This is a genomic window from Moritella sp. F3 (genome assembly GCF_015082335.1).
GTDB lineage: Bacteria > Pseudomonadota > Gammaproteobacteria > Enterobacterales > Moritellaceae > Moritella.
In genome coordinates this window covers 20,209-38,499 of sequence record NZ_BLRL01000012.1, presented here as the reverse complement: position 1 = coordinate 38,499, position 18,291 = coordinate 20,209, and the positions used below count along the sequence as shown (strand labels likewise).

Genomic DNA, 18,291 nt, shown 5'->3' with positions numbered 1-18,291 from the left:
AATCATAAGCCTAAGGGTTTATAAAAATGATTAATTTGTTAACCGTAAATGCTGCTTAACTTGAATAAGGTTTTAAGCTAGTCATTTACGGTTTTTTTATGTCTAAAAATAACGCCACTAAAATTGTACCATTCAAATTGAACATTTATTATCTTAGGCTATGTCATCACGACTAATGCTCTCCCTCATACCAAAAACCATGCTATTTCCATACTTTTTTATTATCTTGTCAGCATATGATAAGCGGTCATAAACGTCAGTTTTATCGCAGCAGCTGATCCGTTTCATAGACCAAGGATGGGAAATATGATGAATACATTGCTACTGAACACACTACCAAAAAAAAGAGCCCATAGAATATGTAAAGGTATATGCATTACAGCGTTCGCTGTAACAGTCGCTGCTGTCGTCACCGGTTGTAGCTCGGTTGACGTATTAACAAAAACTGAAAATGGTGCATCTTTTGAATACCAGATCGGTCAGTTTCAAACAATAGAAGTCGTTGATATGGCTAAAGAGCATTGTGGTAAATACGGTAAGTTAGCGGAACTTACTAATCGTTATTCTGATGCTCATCGCGTATTCAATACGTTGATATTTAGCTGCTCATAACGGGTATCACGGTTTTGATTTTATATTGTGAAGTGGGTGGGTTAAATCTAACTTGATAGTTTTTAATACAGCGTACAAGTGTTAACATATTTGCAACATGATCAATATTTGAGAAGGAATGCTCAAGTATCTGTATAAATAGGGTGAGGTATAAGGGATGATGCTGAATTCAATCGGTAATTATAAACGTTTAATATTAGCGTTAATATGTGGCTCAATGAGCTATTCAACATTTGCGAAGGTATACAGTTGGCGCGATGCCGATGGTGCGATGCATTACAGTCAGTTCCCACGTCAGATAGTGGAAAAAAATGCAGCACAAAGTCGAGCTAGTCGTAAGCAAGCTGATATGGATGATGTGGTAAATGATTTATCGTCAACTAAAGCGAGTAACTTACTCGATGGTCTTGATGATATAGTTGCTAATGCTAGCGTTGAACGCCAAGTAGATAAGGTTTTAACACGACGAGATCCTCAGTTAGTCTTGATTGAACAACAACTCGCCCGTCAGCAAGCCTTACTTGTATCAACTTCAGTTCCAGATCGTAATGCCGTTGCTAACGTTGCCATGAAGCAACCGCGTAAAACAACTAATAAATTCCTAGCTGGTATTCAAAATAAATTAAAACGCCAACGCCACATCGAATCAAGCCCACGTGTTGTCAATGTAGAACCTGTCGCGATAGCAAAAATAGCACCAATCATTCAGCCTGCGCCTTTAAGATCCATTGAACAGAAATCAAAACCTAATAACGCTTTTCTTTCGGGTATTAAAAAGAAACTAAATCGTAACAAGCAAACACAGGTTATTGATGAGCCAATGATGATTGCGAGCCAAAATAAAGCGACAATAGGGAGTAACATTACTGCTAACAAAAAGTTGAAATTGCCCCCTGAGCTGGTGCAGAATAAATTTTTAGCTGAAATCAATAAAAAGCTATTTAGAGCGCATTTAGCGAAGGATAAGAGTGACTCGACCAGAAAATCTGGAGCTGTGTTAGCTAAGTCGAACATCAAGGCCTCTTCGAAGAGCAGTGTTAGCGCGACAGCTAAAAATAAAGAATTAATACACAGCGCTGATAAAATTAAAGCGATTGAAAGTGAAATTAGTAGCAGTCGTAGCAAAGTAAATAAAGCACCTTCAGAAAATAAAGCACCATCTGTAAAGCAAGTTAACTCGGCATTAATGCTGAGTCGATTAAGCTACAATCACAATGCGCGCTTACCTTTACTTGGCGCGGGTACAAACCAGCTTGATAGACAAGGTATAGAAGTATCTAGTCAGTTTGTAAACGAAGTAAACCGTAACGCCGAATAAGCAGCCTCAATATATGGGTCGGTTTTTTATCTCACTTTGATCTCACAATAAGATGATTTAAAACCGACTGATTATTCAACAATTTGTTAACTTATTTATTAATTCCGCTAATTTATCTGCACTTTTCTGTACCCGCCTGCTGTTTAACGATAGACTCAGAATAATATTATTCAATAGGATTGTTTATGTTCTGTCCATTTTGTTCTGCGACTGAAACTAAAGTTATCGACTCTCGTCTTGTGGCTGAAGGCCATCAGGTGCGTCGCCGCCGTGAGTGTGCGAAATGTCATGAACGTTTTACTACCTTTGAAACGGCCGAATTAGTAATGCCGCGTATCATTAAAACAGATGATAAACGCGAACCTTTTAACGAAGATAAGTTAGTTAATGGTATTTATCGTGCGTTAGAAAAACGTCCGGTTGCCGCAGAGCAAATTGAACTCGGTATTAATCAAATTAAATCGAGTTTAAGAGCCACTGGCGAACGTGAAGTTGAATCTAGTTTTCTCGGTGAACTGGTGATGGACGTACTGAAAAAGCTCGATAAAGTCGCTTATGTACGTTTTGCCTCTGTCTATCGTTCTTTTGAAGATGTAAAAGAATTTAATGAAGAAATAGCCAAACTCGACAAATAACCTGATACCTGAGTTCTCATTGATTATGCCAATCTCATCGCGCCCTGAGTTAGACCTGTTAGTGGCAGACCTTATCTCAACCAGTCAATTTAATACTGTAGACAGCCTGTACATGCAACGTGCGATCGCACTTGCACAACAAGGCCGTTTTACCACTGCACCTAATCCAAATGTTGGTTGTGTGCTGGTAAAAGCAGATAATATCATCGGTGAAGGTTTTCATTTACGTGCGGGAGAGCCGCATGCAGAAATTCATGCACTAAAGGCTGCTGATATTGCAGTTGAGAATGCCGTCGATAGTGCTGAATATAGCGCTTCACAGGGCGCAACTTGTTATGTGACATTAGAACCTTGCAGTCATTATGGCCGAACGCCACCTTGTGCTGCGGCCTTGGTTAAGGCTAATGTCAACGAAGTTGTGATTGCCATGGTTGACCCAAACCCAAAAGTAGCAGGTAAGGGCATTGCGATATTAATAGCCGCAGGTATTAAAGTACGCATTGGTTTGTTATCAGAGGAAGCCCATGCTCTCAATCCTGGTTTTATTTTACGCATGCAAAAACAACGTCCTTTTGTACGGCTGAAAATGGCGGCGAGTCTCGATGGGCGTACAGCATTGAAAAATGGCGAAAGTAAATGGATAACCGGTCCTGCTGCGCGTAATGATGTGCAAGTGTATCGTGCCCAATCTAGTGCTATCTTATCTACTGCAAGCACGGTGATGATGGATGATGCGTCACTGAATGTGCGTTATAGCGAATTAGGCGCAAGCCAAGCCGACTATCCTTTATCTCTTCATAAACCACCTGAGCATCAAGTACGTCAACCTATCCGAGTGATTCTGGATAATCATGGCCGACTCGATGGGCATATTGCATCATCGACTACGGAATTAAAGCTATTTGCTCAGCCAGGGCAGATACTACTCGTTAATGGTGTTAATAAGAATATCGAAAATAGTGCTAATGGCGCAGCACATGACCCGGTTACAGCGGCGTTATTAGTGAATGAATCTGTGTCACGAATTGAAATAAAGCAAGATAGTCACCATAACATAGATCTAAACCAGTTAATGACGGCGCTCGCACTGCAGGATATTAATGACCTATGGGTTGAAGCGGGTGCAACATTAGCAGGTGCATTACTTGAAAATAAGCTGGTGGATGAGATAATTATTTACCTGGCGCCGAAACTTATGGGTGATAGTGCCAGAGGACTAGCAGTATTAAGCGAGCTAACTGAGATGGCGCAAGTGCCTAAGTTTAGCTTTACCGATATCACGCAGGTCGGTGACGATCTTCGCATTACAGCAAAACCGGAATACTAATGTTTACAGGAATTATTGAAACCGTGGGTACGCTCACTGGTTTAACGCCAAAAGGCGCAGATGTGAGTATCACTGTTGACAGTGGCTCGCTTGATTTAAGTGATGTAAAACTTGGCGACAGTATCGCCACGAACGGTGTATGTCTGACAGTTGTTGAATTACTAAGCAATGGCTACCGCGCAGATGTGTCATTAGAGACGATAAAGCGCTCTGGTTTTGCGCATTACAAAATTGGTGATAAGGTAAACTTAGAAAAAGCATTAACCTTAAGCACACGTCTTGGTGGTCACTTAGTCAGTGGTCATGTTGATGGTGTTGCCGAGATTGTAAATATAGCTAAACTTGGTCGTGCGACTGAGTATTGGTTACAAGCTCCAAATGAATTAGCCCGTTATATTGCCGAAAAAGGTTCAATTACCATTGATGGTATTAGTTTAACTATTAATGAAATTGACGGCGCTAAATTCAAATTAACGATCGTACCGCATACAGCGTTAGAAACAACGATAGAAAGTTATGTCGTCGGTCGTAAAGTTAATTTAGAAGTAGATGTTATTGCCCGTTATTTAGAGCGGATCATGCTAGGTGATAAAGCGGCTGAGTCAAGCACGCCTGAACAAGGTATCACCATGGATTTTCTTGCGAGTAATGGATTTTTAAAGTAAAACATCTATTCACGTTCAGTTTTTAATTGTTATTAAGGGGCTATGAACATGGCACTAAGTCGTATTGAAGATATTATTGAAGACATCCGCCTAGGTAAAATGGTTATCTTGATGGATGATGAAGATCGTGAAAATGAAGGCGATTTGATCATGGCGGCAGACAAAGTAACGCCAGAGGCGATTAACTTTATGGCGACACACGGTCGCGGTCTAATTTGTCTGACATTAACCAAAGAACGCGTAGCTCAATTACAGTTACCTTTAATGGTTCAAGATAATACGGCGCAATTCTCAACTAACTTCACAGTTTCTATTGAAGCGGCTGAAGGCGTGACGACCGGCATTTCTGCAACGGATCGCGCAGTAACGGTATTATCAGCAGTCGCTGGTGATGCTAAACCAGCTGATATTGTAATGCCTGGCCACATTTTCCCACTTGCAGCGCAAGACGGCGGTGTACTAACACGCGCAGGTCATACTGAAGCGGGTTGTGATCTTGCACGTTTAGCGGGTTGTGAGCCTGCTGGTGTGATTGTTGAGATCTTAAAAGATGACGGTGAAATGGCTCGTCGTCCTGACTTAGAAATTTTTGCTGAAAAACATGGCATTAAATTAGGCACAGTCGCTGACTTAATTGAATACCGTAATAGCAATGAAACAACGATTGAACGCGTTGCGGAATGTAAATTACCAACTGAACACGGTGATTTTGACTTAGTGACTTATCGCGATACTATCGATAATCAAGTTCATTATGCATTATGTAAAGGTGATGTTGTTGCTGAGCAGCCAACATTAGTACGTGTGCATGTACAAAATACCATGACTGATATCCTGCGTACTGATCGCGCGAGCAAGATCTCGTGGTCATTGGATGATGCAATGGCACGTATCGGCCGTGATGGTGGCGTGATGGTGATCTTAGGTAACGAAGAAAACTCTAACGATATCATCGAAAAAGTGAAACAATTTGCGCAAGAAGATAAAGGCGATGTACAGCCAAAAGCAAAATGGCAGGGTACATCACGCCGCGTTGGTGTGGGTTCACAAATTTTAGCTGATATGGGCGTGTCTAAAATGAAGCTATTAAGCTCAGACAAACGTTACCATTCACTATCAGGCTTTGGCTTGGAAGTTGTCGAATACATCTCTAAATAAGTATTAGCTTGTCGGCTAATAAATTTAATAGATAGACGTCGAATAAGTTATATAGATAGCCATCGCAGAAGTTTTAGCGATAGTCGTAGAATAAGTTTGCTTGCTGACGAAAGCTTGGTACAATCCGAGCCCTTTCGTCAGTCGATTCTCAATAATTAAAATTGGCCGTAAATTTACGTGCCGTGATATAGGATTTGTACACATGAAAGTTATCGAAGGAAATGTTCCTGCTCCAGAAGCAAAAATTGCAATCGTAATCTCGCGTTTTAACAGTTTCATCAATGAAAGTTTGTTAGCGGGTGCTATCGATTCACTAAAACGTTTTGGTCAAGTTAGCGAAGACAATATCACTATTGTTCGCGTACCTGGCGCTGTAGAATTACCGCTTGTAACTCAACGTGTTGCTGCAACAAAACAGTTTGATGCGATCATTGCTTTAGGTACGGTAATTCGTGGTGGTACACCACATTTTGAATTCGTAGCTGGCGAATGTAATAAAGGTCTTGCTCAAGTTGCAATGGACTATGATGTTCCTGTTGCATTTGGTGTTCTAACGACAGACACCATTGAGCAAGCAATTGAGCGTGCTGGTACCAAGGCTGGTAATAAAGGGTCGGAGGCTGCTCTAAGTGCACTTGAAATGGTGAATGTTTTGCATCAAGTTGATGTATTATTGGAGAAAAAATGAAACCTTCGGAACGTAGTAAGGCACGTCAGTTTGCCACACAAGCAATTTATCAATGGCAAATGACACAAGAAACTGTTGCAAATATCGAACACCAATTTGTAACAGAGCAAGATTTTAGCGACACAGATGCAGTTTACTTCCGTGAACTTGTATTAGGTGTAAGCTTAAACTCTGTAGAACTTGATGAATTAATGTCACCATTCTTATCTCGTCCAATCGACGATTTAGACTTGGTTGAGAAAGCGATTTTACGTCTTTCTACATTTGAGCTTACTAAGCGTCAAGATGTACCTTATAAAGTTGTGATCAATGAATCTATCGAATTAGCGAAAGACTTTGGCGCTGAAGACAGCCATAAATTCGTTAACGGCGTATTAGATAAAATTGTAAGTAAATTGCAATTACGTTTGAAAAAATAATTTAATTATTTTCTTCAATGCAAAAAAGCTAGCACAGGTTGCTGGCTTTTTTTATGTCTAAAACTTACTTTCAAGATATTAATTAATCTGAATTAGATTAAGGATATTAGACAATTTTCACGCAAAAACGCAGCAAGTACTTCCATGTATGCTTGGCTTTTTCATCCCTGAAAAAGACATTTTACTTAGTAAAGTCTAAATCCTATCCAGCCTTGCTTATCCTGACTTGAGGTTAATTAACAATATAATTAGGTTTTAATTAACAGTACAATAGTAAGATTATCGAAACCTAATAATGGAAACTGCAGTACTATGGCGACAGGCGAATTTGATTTGATTGGGCAGTATTTCACTAACAAATCGGTGTCACGAGATGACGTAATTGCAGGTATTGGTGATGACTGTGCCATTTTGTCTGTGCCAGTAGGTAAACAGTTAGTTGTTACCACTGATACGATGGTGCGTGGTATCCATTTTCTACCTGATGCAGATCCAGCAGATGTTGCGCACAAATTGGTTGCGGTAAACATCAGCGATATCGCCGCTATGGGCGGGAAACCAGCTTGGGCATCCTTAGCGATAACCCTGCCGGATTATGATCATGCTTGGCTTACGGCCTTCAGTGATTGTTTACATCAACAATTACACCGTTATGGTGTGAGTTTGATTGGTGGTGACACGACGAAAGGCGATATGACCCTGACGTTAACCTTGCAAGGCTTTGTTGAGCAAGGGCTCGCATTACGTAGACAAGGTGCACAAGCAGGTGATTTAATTTATTGCAGTGGCACTATTGGTGATGCGAACGCTGGATTAAAATTATTAATCGATGCTGGTAACCGCGTGTGTTCTGATGCTGAGAAAGCATTTTTAATCGCTCGTCATCAACGCCCTACGGCGCGAGTCTCAACGGGGCAAGCTTTAGTTGGTATTGCTAACAGTTGCATTGACTTGTCAGACGGATTAGCATCAGATTTACAGCATATCCTTAAGGCTTCAAGTCGTGCTCGTGGTGTTACACTATCGGCAAATATTGAACTGACTGCCTTACCGTTATCCAACGCATTGCAAACTTATGTAAGTAAAGCGCTATGGCCGCAATATGCACTTGCTGGCGGTGATGACTATGAATTACTATTTACAGTATCGCCAGAAAATAAAGCCAAATTAGAACAAGCTATGGCGGACACTGACTTACCTTGTACGCAGGTTGGTGTGATTATAGGTACTGACATAACTAAATCAAAAACAGCTGAATCAGAAACAGTTGAATCACAAATTCACTATTATAATGATAAGCAATTAACAACGCTCGCTTTGCAAGGATGGGATCACTTCCAATGAAAAAAGATTTTTTATCACCTGAATTACAAAAATTAAATTACGCTAACCCTGTGCATTTAGCTGCAGTTGGTTTTGGTAGTGGTTTGTTCCCTAAAGCGCCAGGTACTATGGGAACGCTTGCTGCTATTCCATTGTATTTATTGATGACGAGTGTATTAGAGCTAGGCTTATGGCAGTACATCGCTATTGTCGCCTTCGCATCGATTATTGGTGTGTATATTTGTGCCAGCGCGAGCAAGGCCATGGGCGTACATGATCACGGTGCTATTGTGTGGGATGAGTTTGCCGGTTACGGTGTTACCATGATCGCAGCGCCGCAAGGCTGGTTGTGGGTTGTTCTTGGTTTTGCATTGTTTCGCTTTTTTGATATCGTCAAGCCAGGCCCTATTGGCTGGTTAGATAAAAATACCCATGGCGGCTTTGGTATTATGGTCGATGATATACTTGCAGGCGTGTTCGCTTTAGCTAGCGTACAATTGATTGCTTATATTATGCTTTAGTGGTGACCACTTTTAGTATTTAACACTGCAGCTATCGCTCAGTGGTTGCCGTTTAATCTTAATATATATATTAAGCGGCATTTAAAACACTATTGAGAAATATTCATTTTAATGGCATATTTTTAATGAAGTACTAAATAATAATGCTATAAAATACTATAACGATTTATTTAACTGCGTTATTAGTCTAAATCGACAAATTACACTGCTTTAATTATCATCAATAGCCAGTGTGATCGCCCATTTTACAAAATTCGTGAGTTAAATCACATTTAGTCATCTATCCTGCTAGAATCGCCCTGATTTTATCGTTATTCCTTTTTGTTATCTATTAGTCCTTTGAATTATAAGGGTTATTCTTAACAGTGCTCGAATTAAATTAAATTTTATCTTTGCAGTATTACTTTAAGCTGTTGTCGCATATGTTACTTTTTATTGTTCAGCCAGCTTATTTGACTATTTCAGTGGATAATATTGCCGCTTTGTCATTAGTTATTCCACTGACATAGGTTTACATCTCTGTGCTAAAAACGTAATTTCGCTGTGAAAATTACAATTCGCGGACAATGTATCTGCAAGAATGGCGTTAACTCAAATCTAGTCTAGTATCTGCAGTTAACGTTATCAACATCGCATAATGGAGTAAGGCATGAATAAAGGGAAAGTCGCGTTATCGCTATCTATCGCCAGTATCATCACGTTAGGTTTAAGTGGTTGTTCAGACGATAAAGCAGCGAAAGATTCATCTTCAGCAGAAGCTAAAAAACCTGTTTCTTTTGTATATTGTTCAGAAGCAAGTCCAGAAGGCTTCAACCCTGGATTATTTACTACAGGCACTACGTTTGATGCATCATCAAAAACTATCTTTAACCGTCTGGTTGAATTTAAGCAAGGTACTACAGAAGTTATTCCTGCATTAGCAGAAAGCTGGGAAGTATCAGAAGACGGTCTCGTTTATACATTTAAGCTACGTCATGATGTACCATTCCACACAACGAAAGACTTTACTCCAACACGTTCATTTAATGCTGATGATGTTATCTTCTCATTTGACCGTCAAGGCAATGCAGAAAACCCTTATCATAAAATTTCAGGTGGTTCATACGAATACTACAATGCAATGAGCATGGGTTCGTTAATCAAAGAAATTAATAAAATTGATGAGTACACAGTACAATTTGTACTTAACCAACCAGAAGCACCATTCATCGCTAACTTAGCAATGGATTTCGCATCAATTATGTCTGCAGAGCAAGCTAACGTATTCCTTGAAAAAGGCATGGCTGCACAACTTGACGTGATGCCTTCTGGTACGGGTCCGTTTGCACTACAGCAATACCAAAAAGATTCATTGATCCGTTACGCGGGTAATGCTGACTATTGGGATGGCGCACCAGCTATCGACCGTTTAGTTTTCTCTATCACACCGGATGCATCAGTGCGTTTTGCTAAATTGCAAAACAACGAATGTCAGATCATGGCATTTCCTAATCCGTCAGATCGTAAAATGATGGAAGAAGATAAAAATATTAATCTTCTTTCTCAAGAAGGCCTGAACATTGGTTACCTTGCATTTAACGTTGATAAAAAACCGTTTGACGATGTACGTGTACGCCAAGCATTAAACATGGCTGTAAACAAACCTGCAATTATTGATGCGGTATTCAACGGTTCTGGTAAAGCGGCAACAAACCCAATCCCACCAACAATGTGGTCATATAACGCTGACATTAAAGATTACGAATTCAATCTTGAAAAAGCCAAAGCACTACTCGCTGAAGCGGGTTACCCTGACGGTTTCGAAACGAATATTTGGGCAATGCCAGTACAACGTCCTTATAACCCGAACGCACGTCGTATGGCTGAGATCATGCAGTCTGATTGGGCTAAAGTTGGCGTTAAAGCTAAAATCGTTACGTTTGAATGGGGCGAGTATTTAAAACGCGCATCGAAAGGCGAACACGATACTATCCTACTAGGTTGGACTGGCGATAATGGTGACCCTGATAACTTCCTAGCTGTATTACTTGGTTGTGATGCTGTTGGCGGCGCAAACCGTTCAATGTGGTGTAATGCTGAATTTGACTCGTTAGTTAAAGAAGCAAAAACAACAGCAGATCAAGCTGTACGAACTGACTTGTATGAAAAAGCACAAGTAATCTTCAAGCAACAAGCGCCATGGGCAACAATCGCTCACTCGGTTGTGTTTGAGCCTGTTCGTAAAGAAGTTAAAGGTTACGTGATTGATCCACTTGGTGGTCACAATTTCTACGGCGTAAGCTTAGAAAAGTAATATCACTCAATGAAGAAACCTCAGGTACTAAGTGCTAAGCCTAATAAACGCATAGTGTGTACTTGAGTGTTTTGGATAGCGTAAGCCAAGGTTAATCCACAGGTGATTGATCTTGGCTTTATTGATAACCCTTTAAAGACCCGCAGAGTTTTCTATGTTCCAATTTATTTTAAAGCGATTAGGTACTGTGATCCCGACATTTTTCGGTATTACCTTACTTACTTTTACGCTCATTCATATGATCCCCGGTGACCCGATTGAAATCATGGCTGGCGAGCGTGGTATTTCACCAGAACGTCATGCAATTTTGTCTGCTGAGCTGGGTTTAGATCAACCAATCTGGAAGCAATACTTCTCTTATGTAGGAGGTATCCTACAAGGCGATCTAGGTAACTCTCTGGTAACCAAAAAGCCAGTAGTAGAGGAGTTCTTCGAACTATTTCCTGCCACTGTTGAACTGGCTTTTTTAGCGGCTTTATTTGCAATTTGTATTGGCTTACCTGCTGGTATTATTGCTGCTGTTAAACGTGGCTCTGTATTCGATCACACAGTAATGGGGGTGTCACTAACAGGTTACTCAATGCCGATTTTCTGGTGGGCATTACTACTGATGTTAGTGTTTTCGGTAAATCTAGGTTGGACACCCGTATCTGGCCGTATTGATGTATCACTGTGGATTGACCATGTGACTGGGTTCATGTTGATTGACTCATTATTATCAGATGAAGTGGGCGCATTTGGCTCTGCTATTCATCACCTTATCTTGCCTTCTATTGTACTTGGTACCATTCCACTGGCTGTTATCGCGCGTATGACACGTTCTTCAATGTTAGAAGTGTTAGGTGAAGATTATATCCGTACTGCACGTGCCAAGGGTTTAGCGCCTTGGCGTGTAATTGTGATCCATGCGCTGCGTAATGCCTTGATTCCGGTTATTACTGTTATTGGCCTGCAGGTTGGTATCTTGTTATCTGGTGCAATCTTAACAGAAACAATTTTTGCTTGGCCGGGTATCGGTAAATGGTTAATTGAATCAATTGGCCGCCGTGATTACCCCGTAGTGCAGGGTGGTATTTTAATTATTGCCACGTTAATTATCTTAGTTAACTTACTGGTAGATATTATCTACGGTGTTGTTAATCCACGTATTCGTCACGCGAAATAAGATACAGGATACAGGATACAAGGAATAGATTATGAGTGAAGTTTCAAATAACGCGCCAGTGCTAGAACTGAAGCCGTTAACGCCATTACAAGAGTTTTGGAAATACTTTAGTTCAAACAAAGGCGCCGTCGTCGGTCTAGTTTATATCTGCATTATTATTTTTATTGCCGTATTTGCTGACTTAATTGCACCTTATTCTCCAGTTGAACAATTCCGTGATGCGCTATTACAGCCACCATCATGGACCAGCGGTTACCTGCTGGGTACCGATGCTGTCGGCCGTGATATCTTATCGCGTCTTATGCACGGTGCGCGTTTATCACTGTTTGTTGGTATGTTAGTGGTCACATTATCACTGGGCATGGGCATTTTATTAGGCCTAGTTGCTGGTTATTATCGTGGTCGTGTTGAAACCATCATCATGCGTTTAGTAGATATCATGCTAGCAATGCCAAGCTTATTGTTGGCGATTGCGATTGTCGCGATCATGGGGCCAAGCATTGTTAATGCATCAATCTCAATTGCAGTGGTATCTATTCCGCATTATGTACGTTTAACGCGTGCATCTACCATGACGGAAATGAGTAAAGATTATGTGATTGCTTCACGTATTGCAGGCGCAGGCCCAATCCGTATTATGTTTAATGCAGTATTACCAAACTGTTTAGCACCACTTATCGTACAAGCGACATTAGGCTTTTCAAACGCAATTCTAGATATGGCAGCACTGGGTTTCCTTGGTTTAGGTGCACAAGCGCCAACGCCTGAATGGGGCACTATGCTGGCTGATGCGCGTCAATATGTACAAAGCGCATGGTGGGTTGTTACTTTCCCTGGTGTGACTATCTTGCTAACGGTATTAGCATTTAACTTAATGGGTGATGGCCTGCGTGATGCACTTGATCCTAAATTGAAACAGTAAGAGGTTGGTTTATGTCACTGTTAGAAATTAAAAACTTATCAGTCACATTCAGCGGCTTCAGAGCGGTTGATAATATTAGTTATAGTGTTGATAAAGGTGAAATCCTTGGTATTGTTGGCGAATCTGGTTCAGGTAAATCAGTAAGCTCTATGTCAATCATGGGTCTCATTGAACATCCCGGCATAGTCACTGCAGATAGCTTGCTGTATGAAGGTCAAGATCTGCTGACTATGCCTGAAAAACAACGTCGTCAGCTGACGGGGGCTGATATTTCAATGATTTTCCAAGATGCGATGACCAGTTTGAATCCGTGCTTCACGGTTGGTTACCAAATCATGGAAGCATTAAAAGTGCATCAAGGTGGCAGTAAAGCCGTGCGTAAAGCGCGTGCGATTGAATTACTTGACCTAGTTGGTATTCCTGCACCTGAAAGCCGTTTAAATGTATATCCACATCAACTGTCTGGTGGTATGAGCCAGCGTGTCATGATTGCGATGGCATTAGCCTGCGATCCAAAACTGTTGATTGCTGATGAACCAACAACTGCATTGGACGTAACGATTCAAGCGCAGATTATTGACTTGCTTGTTGATCTGCAAAAGAAAAATAACATGGGGCTAGTACTTATTACCCATGATTTAGCCTTAGTCGCGGAAGTGGCTGATCGCGTTGTTGTGATGTACGCAGGTCAAATCGTAGAGACAGGTATTGCTGAGGAAGTGTTTAAACATCCTAAGCATCCGTATACGCAAGCCCTGCTCGCGTCATCACCAGAATCTGCCATTGGCCAATCGCGCCTTGCTGCATTACCGGGCGTGGTACCAGGTGCGTATGATCGTCCTGTTGGTTGTTTACTTAATCCACGTTGTCCTTATTCAACGGATAAGTGCCGCACTGAAGTGCCTGATGCACATGCTAGCCCATTGGGTCAGGTTAAATGCCATACGCCGTTAACGATTGAAGGGAGACCTGCAGCATGAGTGAAGTTGTAAGTATAAATACTGCAGAGCAACAACCATTATTAAAAGCGGTTGATCTGAAAAAGCATTACCAAGTAGAGCAAGGTTTCCGTAAGCCAGACGCAACCGTGAAAGCGTTAGATGGCGTATCATTTACGCTAGATGCAGGTAAGACGTTGGCGATTGTAGGCGAGTCAGGTTGTGGTAAGTCAACGCTAGGGCGTTTGCTGACGATGATTGAAACCCCGACCCATGGTGAGATTGATTTCCAGGGACAAGATTTACTGAAAATGGATAAAGACACGTTTAAAGTATTACGTCAAAAAATCCAGATCGTATTTCAAAATCCGTATGGTTCATTGAACCCACGTAAAAAAGTGGGGCAGATATTAGAAGAACCATTAGAAATTAATACCAAGTTAAGCAAAGCGCAGCGTAAAGAAAAATCGATGGCGATCATGGCGAAAGTAGGCTTGAAGACAGAGCATTACGATCGTTACCCGCATATGTTTTCGGGTGGTCAACGTCAACGTATTGCGATTGCCCGTGGCTTGATGTTAGATCCAAACGTTGTTGTTGCAGATGAGCCTGTTTCAGCACTGGATGTATCGGTACAAGCGCAAGTATTAAACTTGATGATGGATTTACAAGACGAGCTAAATTTAAGTTATGTATTTATCTCACATGATTTATCTGTGGTTGAACATATCGCTAATGACGTGATTGTGATGTATCTGGGACGCGTTGTTGAGCATACGACGAAAGAAGAGTTGTTTGCTAATCCACGTCACCCTTATACTCAAGCATTGCTATCAAGCACGCCGCAGCTAAACCCTGCGCACCGTCGTGAGCGTATTAAGCTGGTGGGTGAACTACCATCACCACTTGATCCACCTAAAGGCTGTGCTTTCCACGCCCGTTGTCAGTTTGCCAATGAGCGTTGTAATGTTGAACAGCCTAAACTGGCTGAATTCGGTAAATCGCTAATTGCTTGTCATGCAGTTGAAGAAAACCGTATTTAATTTTAGCTTAGATAAGCGAATAATCAGTAAACGTACAGTTGGATTAGTTAAAATAAGCCTACTGTTGCTGGCATGGATGCCAGCAACAAGCTTCCTGGGATGGATTTACAGCGTGTAGGGCGTTTTTAACTAATTCGGCGAAAGGCGAAACGAAAAAGGCTCTACTGGATATTAATCGAGTAGAGCCTTTTTATTAATTACGTTTGTAATGATAAATATTACAGCGCAATAAACGCCTTAATACTGGCTTCAATACCGATATCATCTAGGCCGAGCTCTGTATAGATTTCATCTTGTGTACCTTGATGAATAAACTGATCTGGCAGACCTAAGTTTAATGTAGGTGTCATTAACTTATTCGCCATCAAGTATTCATTCACACCCGAACCAGCACCACCCATAATCGCACCGTCTTCAATCGTAACGAGGATATCATGAGTCTTTGCCATATTAGCGAGCAAAGCTTCATCTAATGGCTTAGCAAAGCGCATATCAACAACTGTCGCATTTAAGCGTTCAGCCGCTGGAATAGCGTTATGCATCAAAGTACCGAAACATAATATCGCCACTTTTTCACCTTGACGACGGACAATACCTTTACCGATTTCAAACTCAGTAAATGCTTGTTCGACATCAATGCCAGTACCGTTGCCACGTGGGTAACGTACTGCCGCTGGACCATTATACTGGTAACCTGTGTGTAGCATCTGGCGACATTCGTTTTCGTCACTTGGTGTCATGATCACCATTTTCGGGACACAACGCATAAAGCTAATATCAAACGCACCTTGGTGAGTCTGACCATCTGCGCCAACAAGACCAGCGCGGTCAATAGCAAACAATACCGGGAGGTCTTGGATCGCGACATCGTGGATAAGTTGATCATAACCACGTTGTAAAAACGTTGAATAGATAGCAACAACAGGCTTGTGACCGCCAATAGCCATACCAGCAGCGAAAGTCACACAGTGCTGTTCAGCAATGGCCACATCAAAATATTGTTTTGGGTAAGTCTCAGAGAATTTGATCATGCCCGAGCCTGCACCCATCGCAGGTGTTACTGCAGCTAGCTTATTATCTGTTGCCGCCACATCACATAGCCAATTACCAAAAATCTTAGAGAAAGTTGGTTTTGACGCTGCAGATACCGGTAACGTATCTTCTGCTGGATCAAATTTAGGTACGGCATGATAGCCGAGCTGATCTTGTTCAGCTGGCGCATAGCCTTTACCTTTCTTCGTTACCACGTGTAAAAATTGTGGGCCTTTCAGGCTACGCATATTACGCAGTGTTTCAACTAAACCATTTACATCATGGCCGTCAATTGGGCCTATATAGTTAAAGCCAAATTCTTCAAATAATGTGCTTGGTACTACCATGCCTTTTAAATGTTCTTCCGCACGACGCGCAAGTTCTTTAATTGGTGGGATACCTGAAAGTACTTTTTTACCGTTTTCACGAAAACTAGAGTAAATATCACCAGACAATAGTTTAGCTAAGTGCTTATTTACTGCGCCGACGTTTTCAGAAATCGACATGTCGTTATCATTTAAAATGACGAGTACGTCTTTGTCGATATGACCTGCGTGGTTTAACGCTTCAAATGCCATACCGCCAGTGATAGCACCGTCGCCAATAATGGCAACCGTCTTGCGATTTTTATCTTCTTGATCGGCTGCAACAGCAAGGCCAAGCGCTGCACTGATAGAAGTAGATGAATGACCTACGTTTAAATGATCATATTCACTTTCATCACGCCAAGGGAAAGGGTGTAATCCACCTTTCTGACGAATAGTAGACATGCGGTCACGACGGCCAGTTAAGATCTTGTGTGGGTAGGCTTGATGACCTACATCCCATAACAATTTGTCGTATGGTGTATTGTAAACATAATGCAAGGCAACGGTTAGTTCAACAACGCCTAAACCAGATGCAAAGTGACCGCCACTTTTACCAACCGAATGTAATAAATAGCTACGCAGTTCATCGCATAAATCATCTAGGCGATCAGCAGGTAATTGACGCAACTCTTCTGGAATGTCTGCTAATGCCAATGTAGGGTAGTTCGAAATATCTAAGCTCATAATTTTTATAATTTTATACTTTGTTAGAATCTGTTACTTATTTCGCTCGATGATGTACTGCGTAAATAAAGCGAGAGTGCTGGTATCATGCGGAATGGTTTCTAAGGCAAACATCGCTTGTTGATACAGAGCTTGGGCTTTTTCTTGTGCCCCTGCTAAACCGAGTAATGCTGGGTAAGTTGATTTGTTTAATTCAACATCTGAACCTTGCGGTTTACCGAGCGTTGCAGTATCACTTATTATATCGAGAATGTCATCTTGAACTTGGAAAGCTAAACCGATGGCGTTTGACCATTTATCTAATGCAGCCAATAACTCAACCGAGCAAAGTGGTGATGCGAGGCAACCCAGTTTGGCTGCGCAATTAATTATCGCACCGGTTTTATTATTGTGGATAGCTTCAAGTTGTGCCAACGAAACCTGTTTATCGGTCGCGGCTAAATCCATTGCTTGACCACCACACATACCACGATAACCGCTGGCTTGGGTAAGTGATTTCAGCATCGCTAAACGATTCTTCTCAGCTTCTGGGGCTAATGGGCAATCAAGTAGCATTTCAAAAGCAAAGGGCTGCAGCGCATCACCCGCTAAGATCGCAGTCGCATGATCGAATTTAATATGACAGGTCGGTTGGCCACGGCGTAAATCATCATCATCCATTGCCGGTAAATCATCATGAATTAATGAATACGCATGAATTGATTCGATTGCGCCTGCTGGACCATCAAGATCGCGTAAGTTAGCCCCGAGCATTTCACCGACGGCGTAGACGATCACTGGACGAACACGTTTGCCACCCTGTAATAGACCATATTCCATTGCAGCAGCAAGCTGCGTGTCATGTCTTGGTAGCAAGTTTATTTGCTGTTGCAAATAGTCGTTGATACGACCCTGGTATTGGGCAATTGAGTTTGAAATCTGCACGGTTTAATTACTACTGTCAGAATTGAAAGGAGCGAGCGTTTGCTGGTCACCGTTGGCGAGTAATATTGCTACTTGTTGTTCAGCATGCTGCAGTTTTTGCGAGCTAGCACGTGTTAAACTAATACCACGTTCAAATTGCTTCAACGCATTATCAAGTTCACTATCACCTTGCTCTAAGCTGTTCACAATTGTCTCTAACTCTGCAATAGACGCCTCAAACGTCATATTTTCTGGTTTTTTTACCGCCATCGGGTGT

The 18,291-nt window shown here is 41.5% G+C and carries 18 protein-coding genes; 15 read left to right on the top strand and 3 right to left on the bottom strand.

The genetic code is table 11. The annotated features are described in order from the left end of the window. Window positions 1–306: 306 nt before the first annotated feature. The 15 genes from JFU56_RS17250 to JFU56_RS17180 all read left to right on the top strand — a co-directional run bounded on the left by JFU56_RS17250 (window position 307) and on the right by JFU56_RS17180 (window position 15,027). Window positions 307–612 (top strand): hypothetical protein, encoded by a 306-nt coding sequence (locus JFU56_RS17250; protein ID WP_198438508.1) that lies wholly within the window; start codon window positions 307–309, stop codon window positions 610–612. A 157-nt stretch (window positions 613–769) separates the two neighbouring features. Further along, window positions 770–1,930, top strand: a complete 1,161-nt coding sequence (locus tag JFU56_RS17245; RefSeq protein WP_198438507.1) for a DUF4124 domain-containing protein — start codon at window positions 770–772, stop codon at window positions 1,928–1,930. Window positions 1,931–2,115: 185 nt separating this feature from the next. Further along, a complete protein-coding gene (gene nrdR / locus JFU56_RS17240; protein WP_017221092.1) occupies window positions 2,116–2,565 on the top strand; it encodes a transcriptional regulator NrdR in 450 nt (149 codons plus the stop codon). Between the two features lie 25 nt (window positions 2,566–2,590). Then, window positions 2,591–3,892, top strand: a complete 1,302-nt coding sequence (ribD, locus tag JFU56_RS17235) for a bifunctional diaminohydroxyphosphoribosylaminopyrimidine deaminase/5-amino-6-(5-phosphoribosylamino)uracil reductase RibD (protein WP_198438506.1) — start codon at window positions 2,591–2,593, stop codon at window positions 3,890–3,892. Beyond that, window positions 3,892–4,557: a riboflavin synthase gene (locus JFU56_RS17230; protein ID WP_198438505.1), complete on the top strand. Its 666-nt coding sequence runs from the start codon at window positions 3,892–3,894 to the stop codon at window positions 4,555–4,557. Before ribD ends, JFU56_RS17230 begins: the two co-directional genes overlap by 1 nt. A gap of 48 nt (window positions 4,558–4,605) precedes the next feature. Beyond that, a complete protein-coding gene (gene ribBA / locus JFU56_RS17225; protein ID WP_198438504.1) occupies window positions 4,606–5,715 on the top strand; it encodes a bifunctional 3,4-dihydroxy-2-butanone-4-phosphate synthase/GTP cyclohydrolase II in 1,110 nt (369 codons plus the stop codon). Window positions 5,716–5,917: 202 nt separating this feature from the next. Next, entirely contained in the window at window positions 5,918–6,403 is a 486-nt protein-coding gene (gene ribE, locus JFU56_RS17220; RefSeq protein WP_006031692.1) for a 6,7-dimethyl-8-ribityllumazine synthase, read from the top strand. Continuing rightward, window positions 6,400–6,822: a transcription antitermination factor NusB gene (gene nusB / locus JFU56_RS17215; protein WP_198438503.1), complete on the top strand. Its 423-nt coding sequence runs from the start codon at window positions 6,400–6,402 to the stop codon at window positions 6,820–6,822. The genes ribE and nusB overlap by 4 nt, the downstream gene beginning before the upstream one ends. Before the next feature lie 312 nt (window positions 6,823–7,134). Beyond that, the gene (thiL, locus tag JFU56_RS17210) at window positions 7,135–8,166 is read left to right on the top strand and encodes a thiamine-phosphate kinase (protein WP_198438502.1); all 1,032 of its coding nucleotides are present in this window, start codon (window positions 7,135–7,137) and stop codon (window positions 8,164–8,166) included. Next, a complete protein-coding gene (locus JFU56_RS17205) occupies window positions 8,163–8,666 on the top strand; it encodes a phosphatidylglycerophosphatase A (RefSeq protein ID WP_198438501.1) in 504 nt (167 codons plus the stop codon). The genes thiL and JFU56_RS17205 overlap by 4 nt, the downstream gene beginning before the upstream one ends. A 649-nt stretch (window positions 8,667–9,315) precedes the next feature. Continuing rightward, window positions 9,316–10,959 (top strand): ABC transporter substrate-binding protein, encoded by a 1,644-nt coding sequence (locus tag JFU56_RS17200; protein ID WP_198438500.1) that lies wholly within the window; start codon window positions 9,316–9,318, stop codon window positions 10,957–10,959. A 154-nt stretch (window positions 10,960–11,113) separates the two neighbouring features. Further along, entirely contained in the window at window positions 11,114–12,124 is a 1,011-nt protein-coding gene (locus JFU56_RS17195; RefSeq protein ID WP_019440321.1) for an ABC transporter permease subunit, read from the top strand. Between the two features lie 31 nt (window positions 12,125–12,155). Continuing rightward, entirely contained in the window at window positions 12,156–13,046 is an 891-nt protein-coding gene (dppC, locus tag JFU56_RS17190; RefSeq protein WP_198438499.1) for a dipeptide ABC transporter permease DppC, read from the top strand. Between the two features lie 11 nt (window positions 13,047–13,057). Beyond that, complete coding sequence (gene dppD, locus JFU56_RS17185; protein WP_198438498.1) at window positions 13,058–14,026, top strand: dipeptide ABC transporter ATP-binding protein; 969 nt, start codon at window positions 13,058–13,060, stop codon at window positions 14,024–14,026. Continuing rightward, window positions 14,023–15,027 (top strand): peptide ABC transporter ATP-binding protein, encoded by a 1,005-nt coding sequence (locus JFU56_RS17180; RefSeq protein ID WP_305798252.1) that lies wholly within the window; start codon window positions 14,023–14,025, stop codon window positions 15,025–15,027. The genes dppD and JFU56_RS17180 overlap by 4 nt, the downstream gene beginning before the upstream one ends. Window positions 15,028–15,245: 218 nt before the next feature. On the opposite strand, the gene dxs is transcribed toward JFU56_RS17180, so the two are convergent. Genes dxs through JFU56_RS17165 form a run of 3 tightly spaced genes read right to left on the bottom strand, consistent with a single transcriptional unit; the run spans window position 15,246 to window position 18,284 of the window. After that, a complete protein-coding gene (dxs, locus tag JFU56_RS17175; protein WP_198438497.1) occupies window positions 15,246–17,111 on the bottom strand; it encodes a 1-deoxy-D-xylulose-5-phosphate synthase in 1,866 nt (621 codons plus the stop codon). A gap of 33 nt (window positions 17,112–17,144) precedes the next feature. Then, complete coding sequence (gene ispA / locus JFU56_RS17170) at window positions 17,145–18,035, bottom strand: (2E,6E)-farnesyl diphosphate synthase (protein ID WP_198438496.1); 891 nt, start codon at window positions 18,033–18,035, stop codon at window positions 17,145–17,147. A gap of 3 nt (window positions 18,036–18,038) precedes the next feature. Further along, window positions 18,039–18,284: an exodeoxyribonuclease VII small subunit gene (locus JFU56_RS17165; protein WP_198438495.1), complete on the bottom strand. Its 246-nt coding sequence runs from the start codon at window positions 18,282–18,284 to the stop codon at window positions 18,039–18,041. Between the last annotated feature and the right edge of the window lie 7 nt (window positions 18,285–18,291).

Coding starts and splice junctions, on each gene's coding strand:
- nusB (WP_198438503.1), top strand. CDS start 6,400: ATGAAACCTTCGGAACGTAGTAAGGCACGTCAGTTTGCCACACAAGCA.
- dxs (WP_198438497.1), bottom strand. CDS start 17,111: ATGAGCTTAGATATTTCGAACTACCCTACATTGGCATTAGCAGACATT.
- JFU56_RS17200 (WP_198438500.1), top strand. CDS start 9,316: ATGAATAAAGGGAAAGTCGCGTTATCGCTATCTATCGCCAGTATCATC.
- JFU56_RS17245 (WP_198438507.1), top strand. CDS start 770: ATGATGCTGAATTCAATCGGTAATTATAAACGTTTAATATTAGCGTTA.
- JFU56_RS17195 (WP_019440321.1), top strand. CDS start 11,114: ATGTTCCAATTTATTTTAAAGCGATTAGGTACTGTGATCCCGACATTT.
- ribE (WP_006031692.1), top strand. CDS start 5,918: ATGAAAGTTATCGAAGGAAATGTTCCTGCTCCAGAAGCAAAAATTGCA.
- thiL (WP_198438502.1), top strand. CDS start 7,135: ATGGCGACAGGCGAATTTGATTTGATTGGGCAGTATTTCACTAACAAA.
- dppD (WP_198438498.1), top strand. CDS start 13,058: ATGTCACTGTTAGAAATTAAAAACTTATCAGTCACATTCAGCGGCTTC.
- dppC (WP_198438499.1), top strand. CDS start 12,156: ATGAGTGAAGTTTCAAATAACGCGCCAGTGCTAGAACTGAAGCCGTTA.
- ribD (WP_198438506.1), top strand. CDS start 2,591: ATGCCAATCTCATCGCGCCCTGAGTTAGACCTGTTAGTGGCAGACCTT.
- JFU56_RS17230 (WP_198438505.1), top strand. CDS start 3,892: ATGTTTACAGGAATTATTGAAACCGTGGGTACGCTCACTGGTTTAACG.
- ribBA (WP_198438504.1), top strand. CDS start 4,606: ATGGCACTAAGTCGTATTGAAGATATTATTGAAGACATCCGCCTAGGT.
- JFU56_RS17165 (WP_198438495.1), bottom strand. CDS start 18,284: ATGGCGGTAAAAAAACCAGAAAATATGACGTTTGAGGCGTCTATTGCA.
- nrdR (WP_017221092.1), top strand. CDS start 2,116: ATGTTCTGTCCATTTTGTTCTGCGACTGAAACTAAAGTTATCGACTCT.
- JFU56_RS17250 (WP_198438508.1), top strand. CDS start 307: ATGATGAATACATTGCTACTGAACACACTACCAAAAAAAAGAGCCCAT.
- JFU56_RS17180 (WP_305798252.1), top strand. CDS start 14,023: ATGAGTGAAGTTGTAAGTATAAATACTGCAGAGCAACAACCATTATTA.
- JFU56_RS17205 (WP_198438501.1), top strand. CDS start 8,163: ATGAAAAAAGATTTTTTATCACCTGAATTACAAAAATTAAATTACGCT.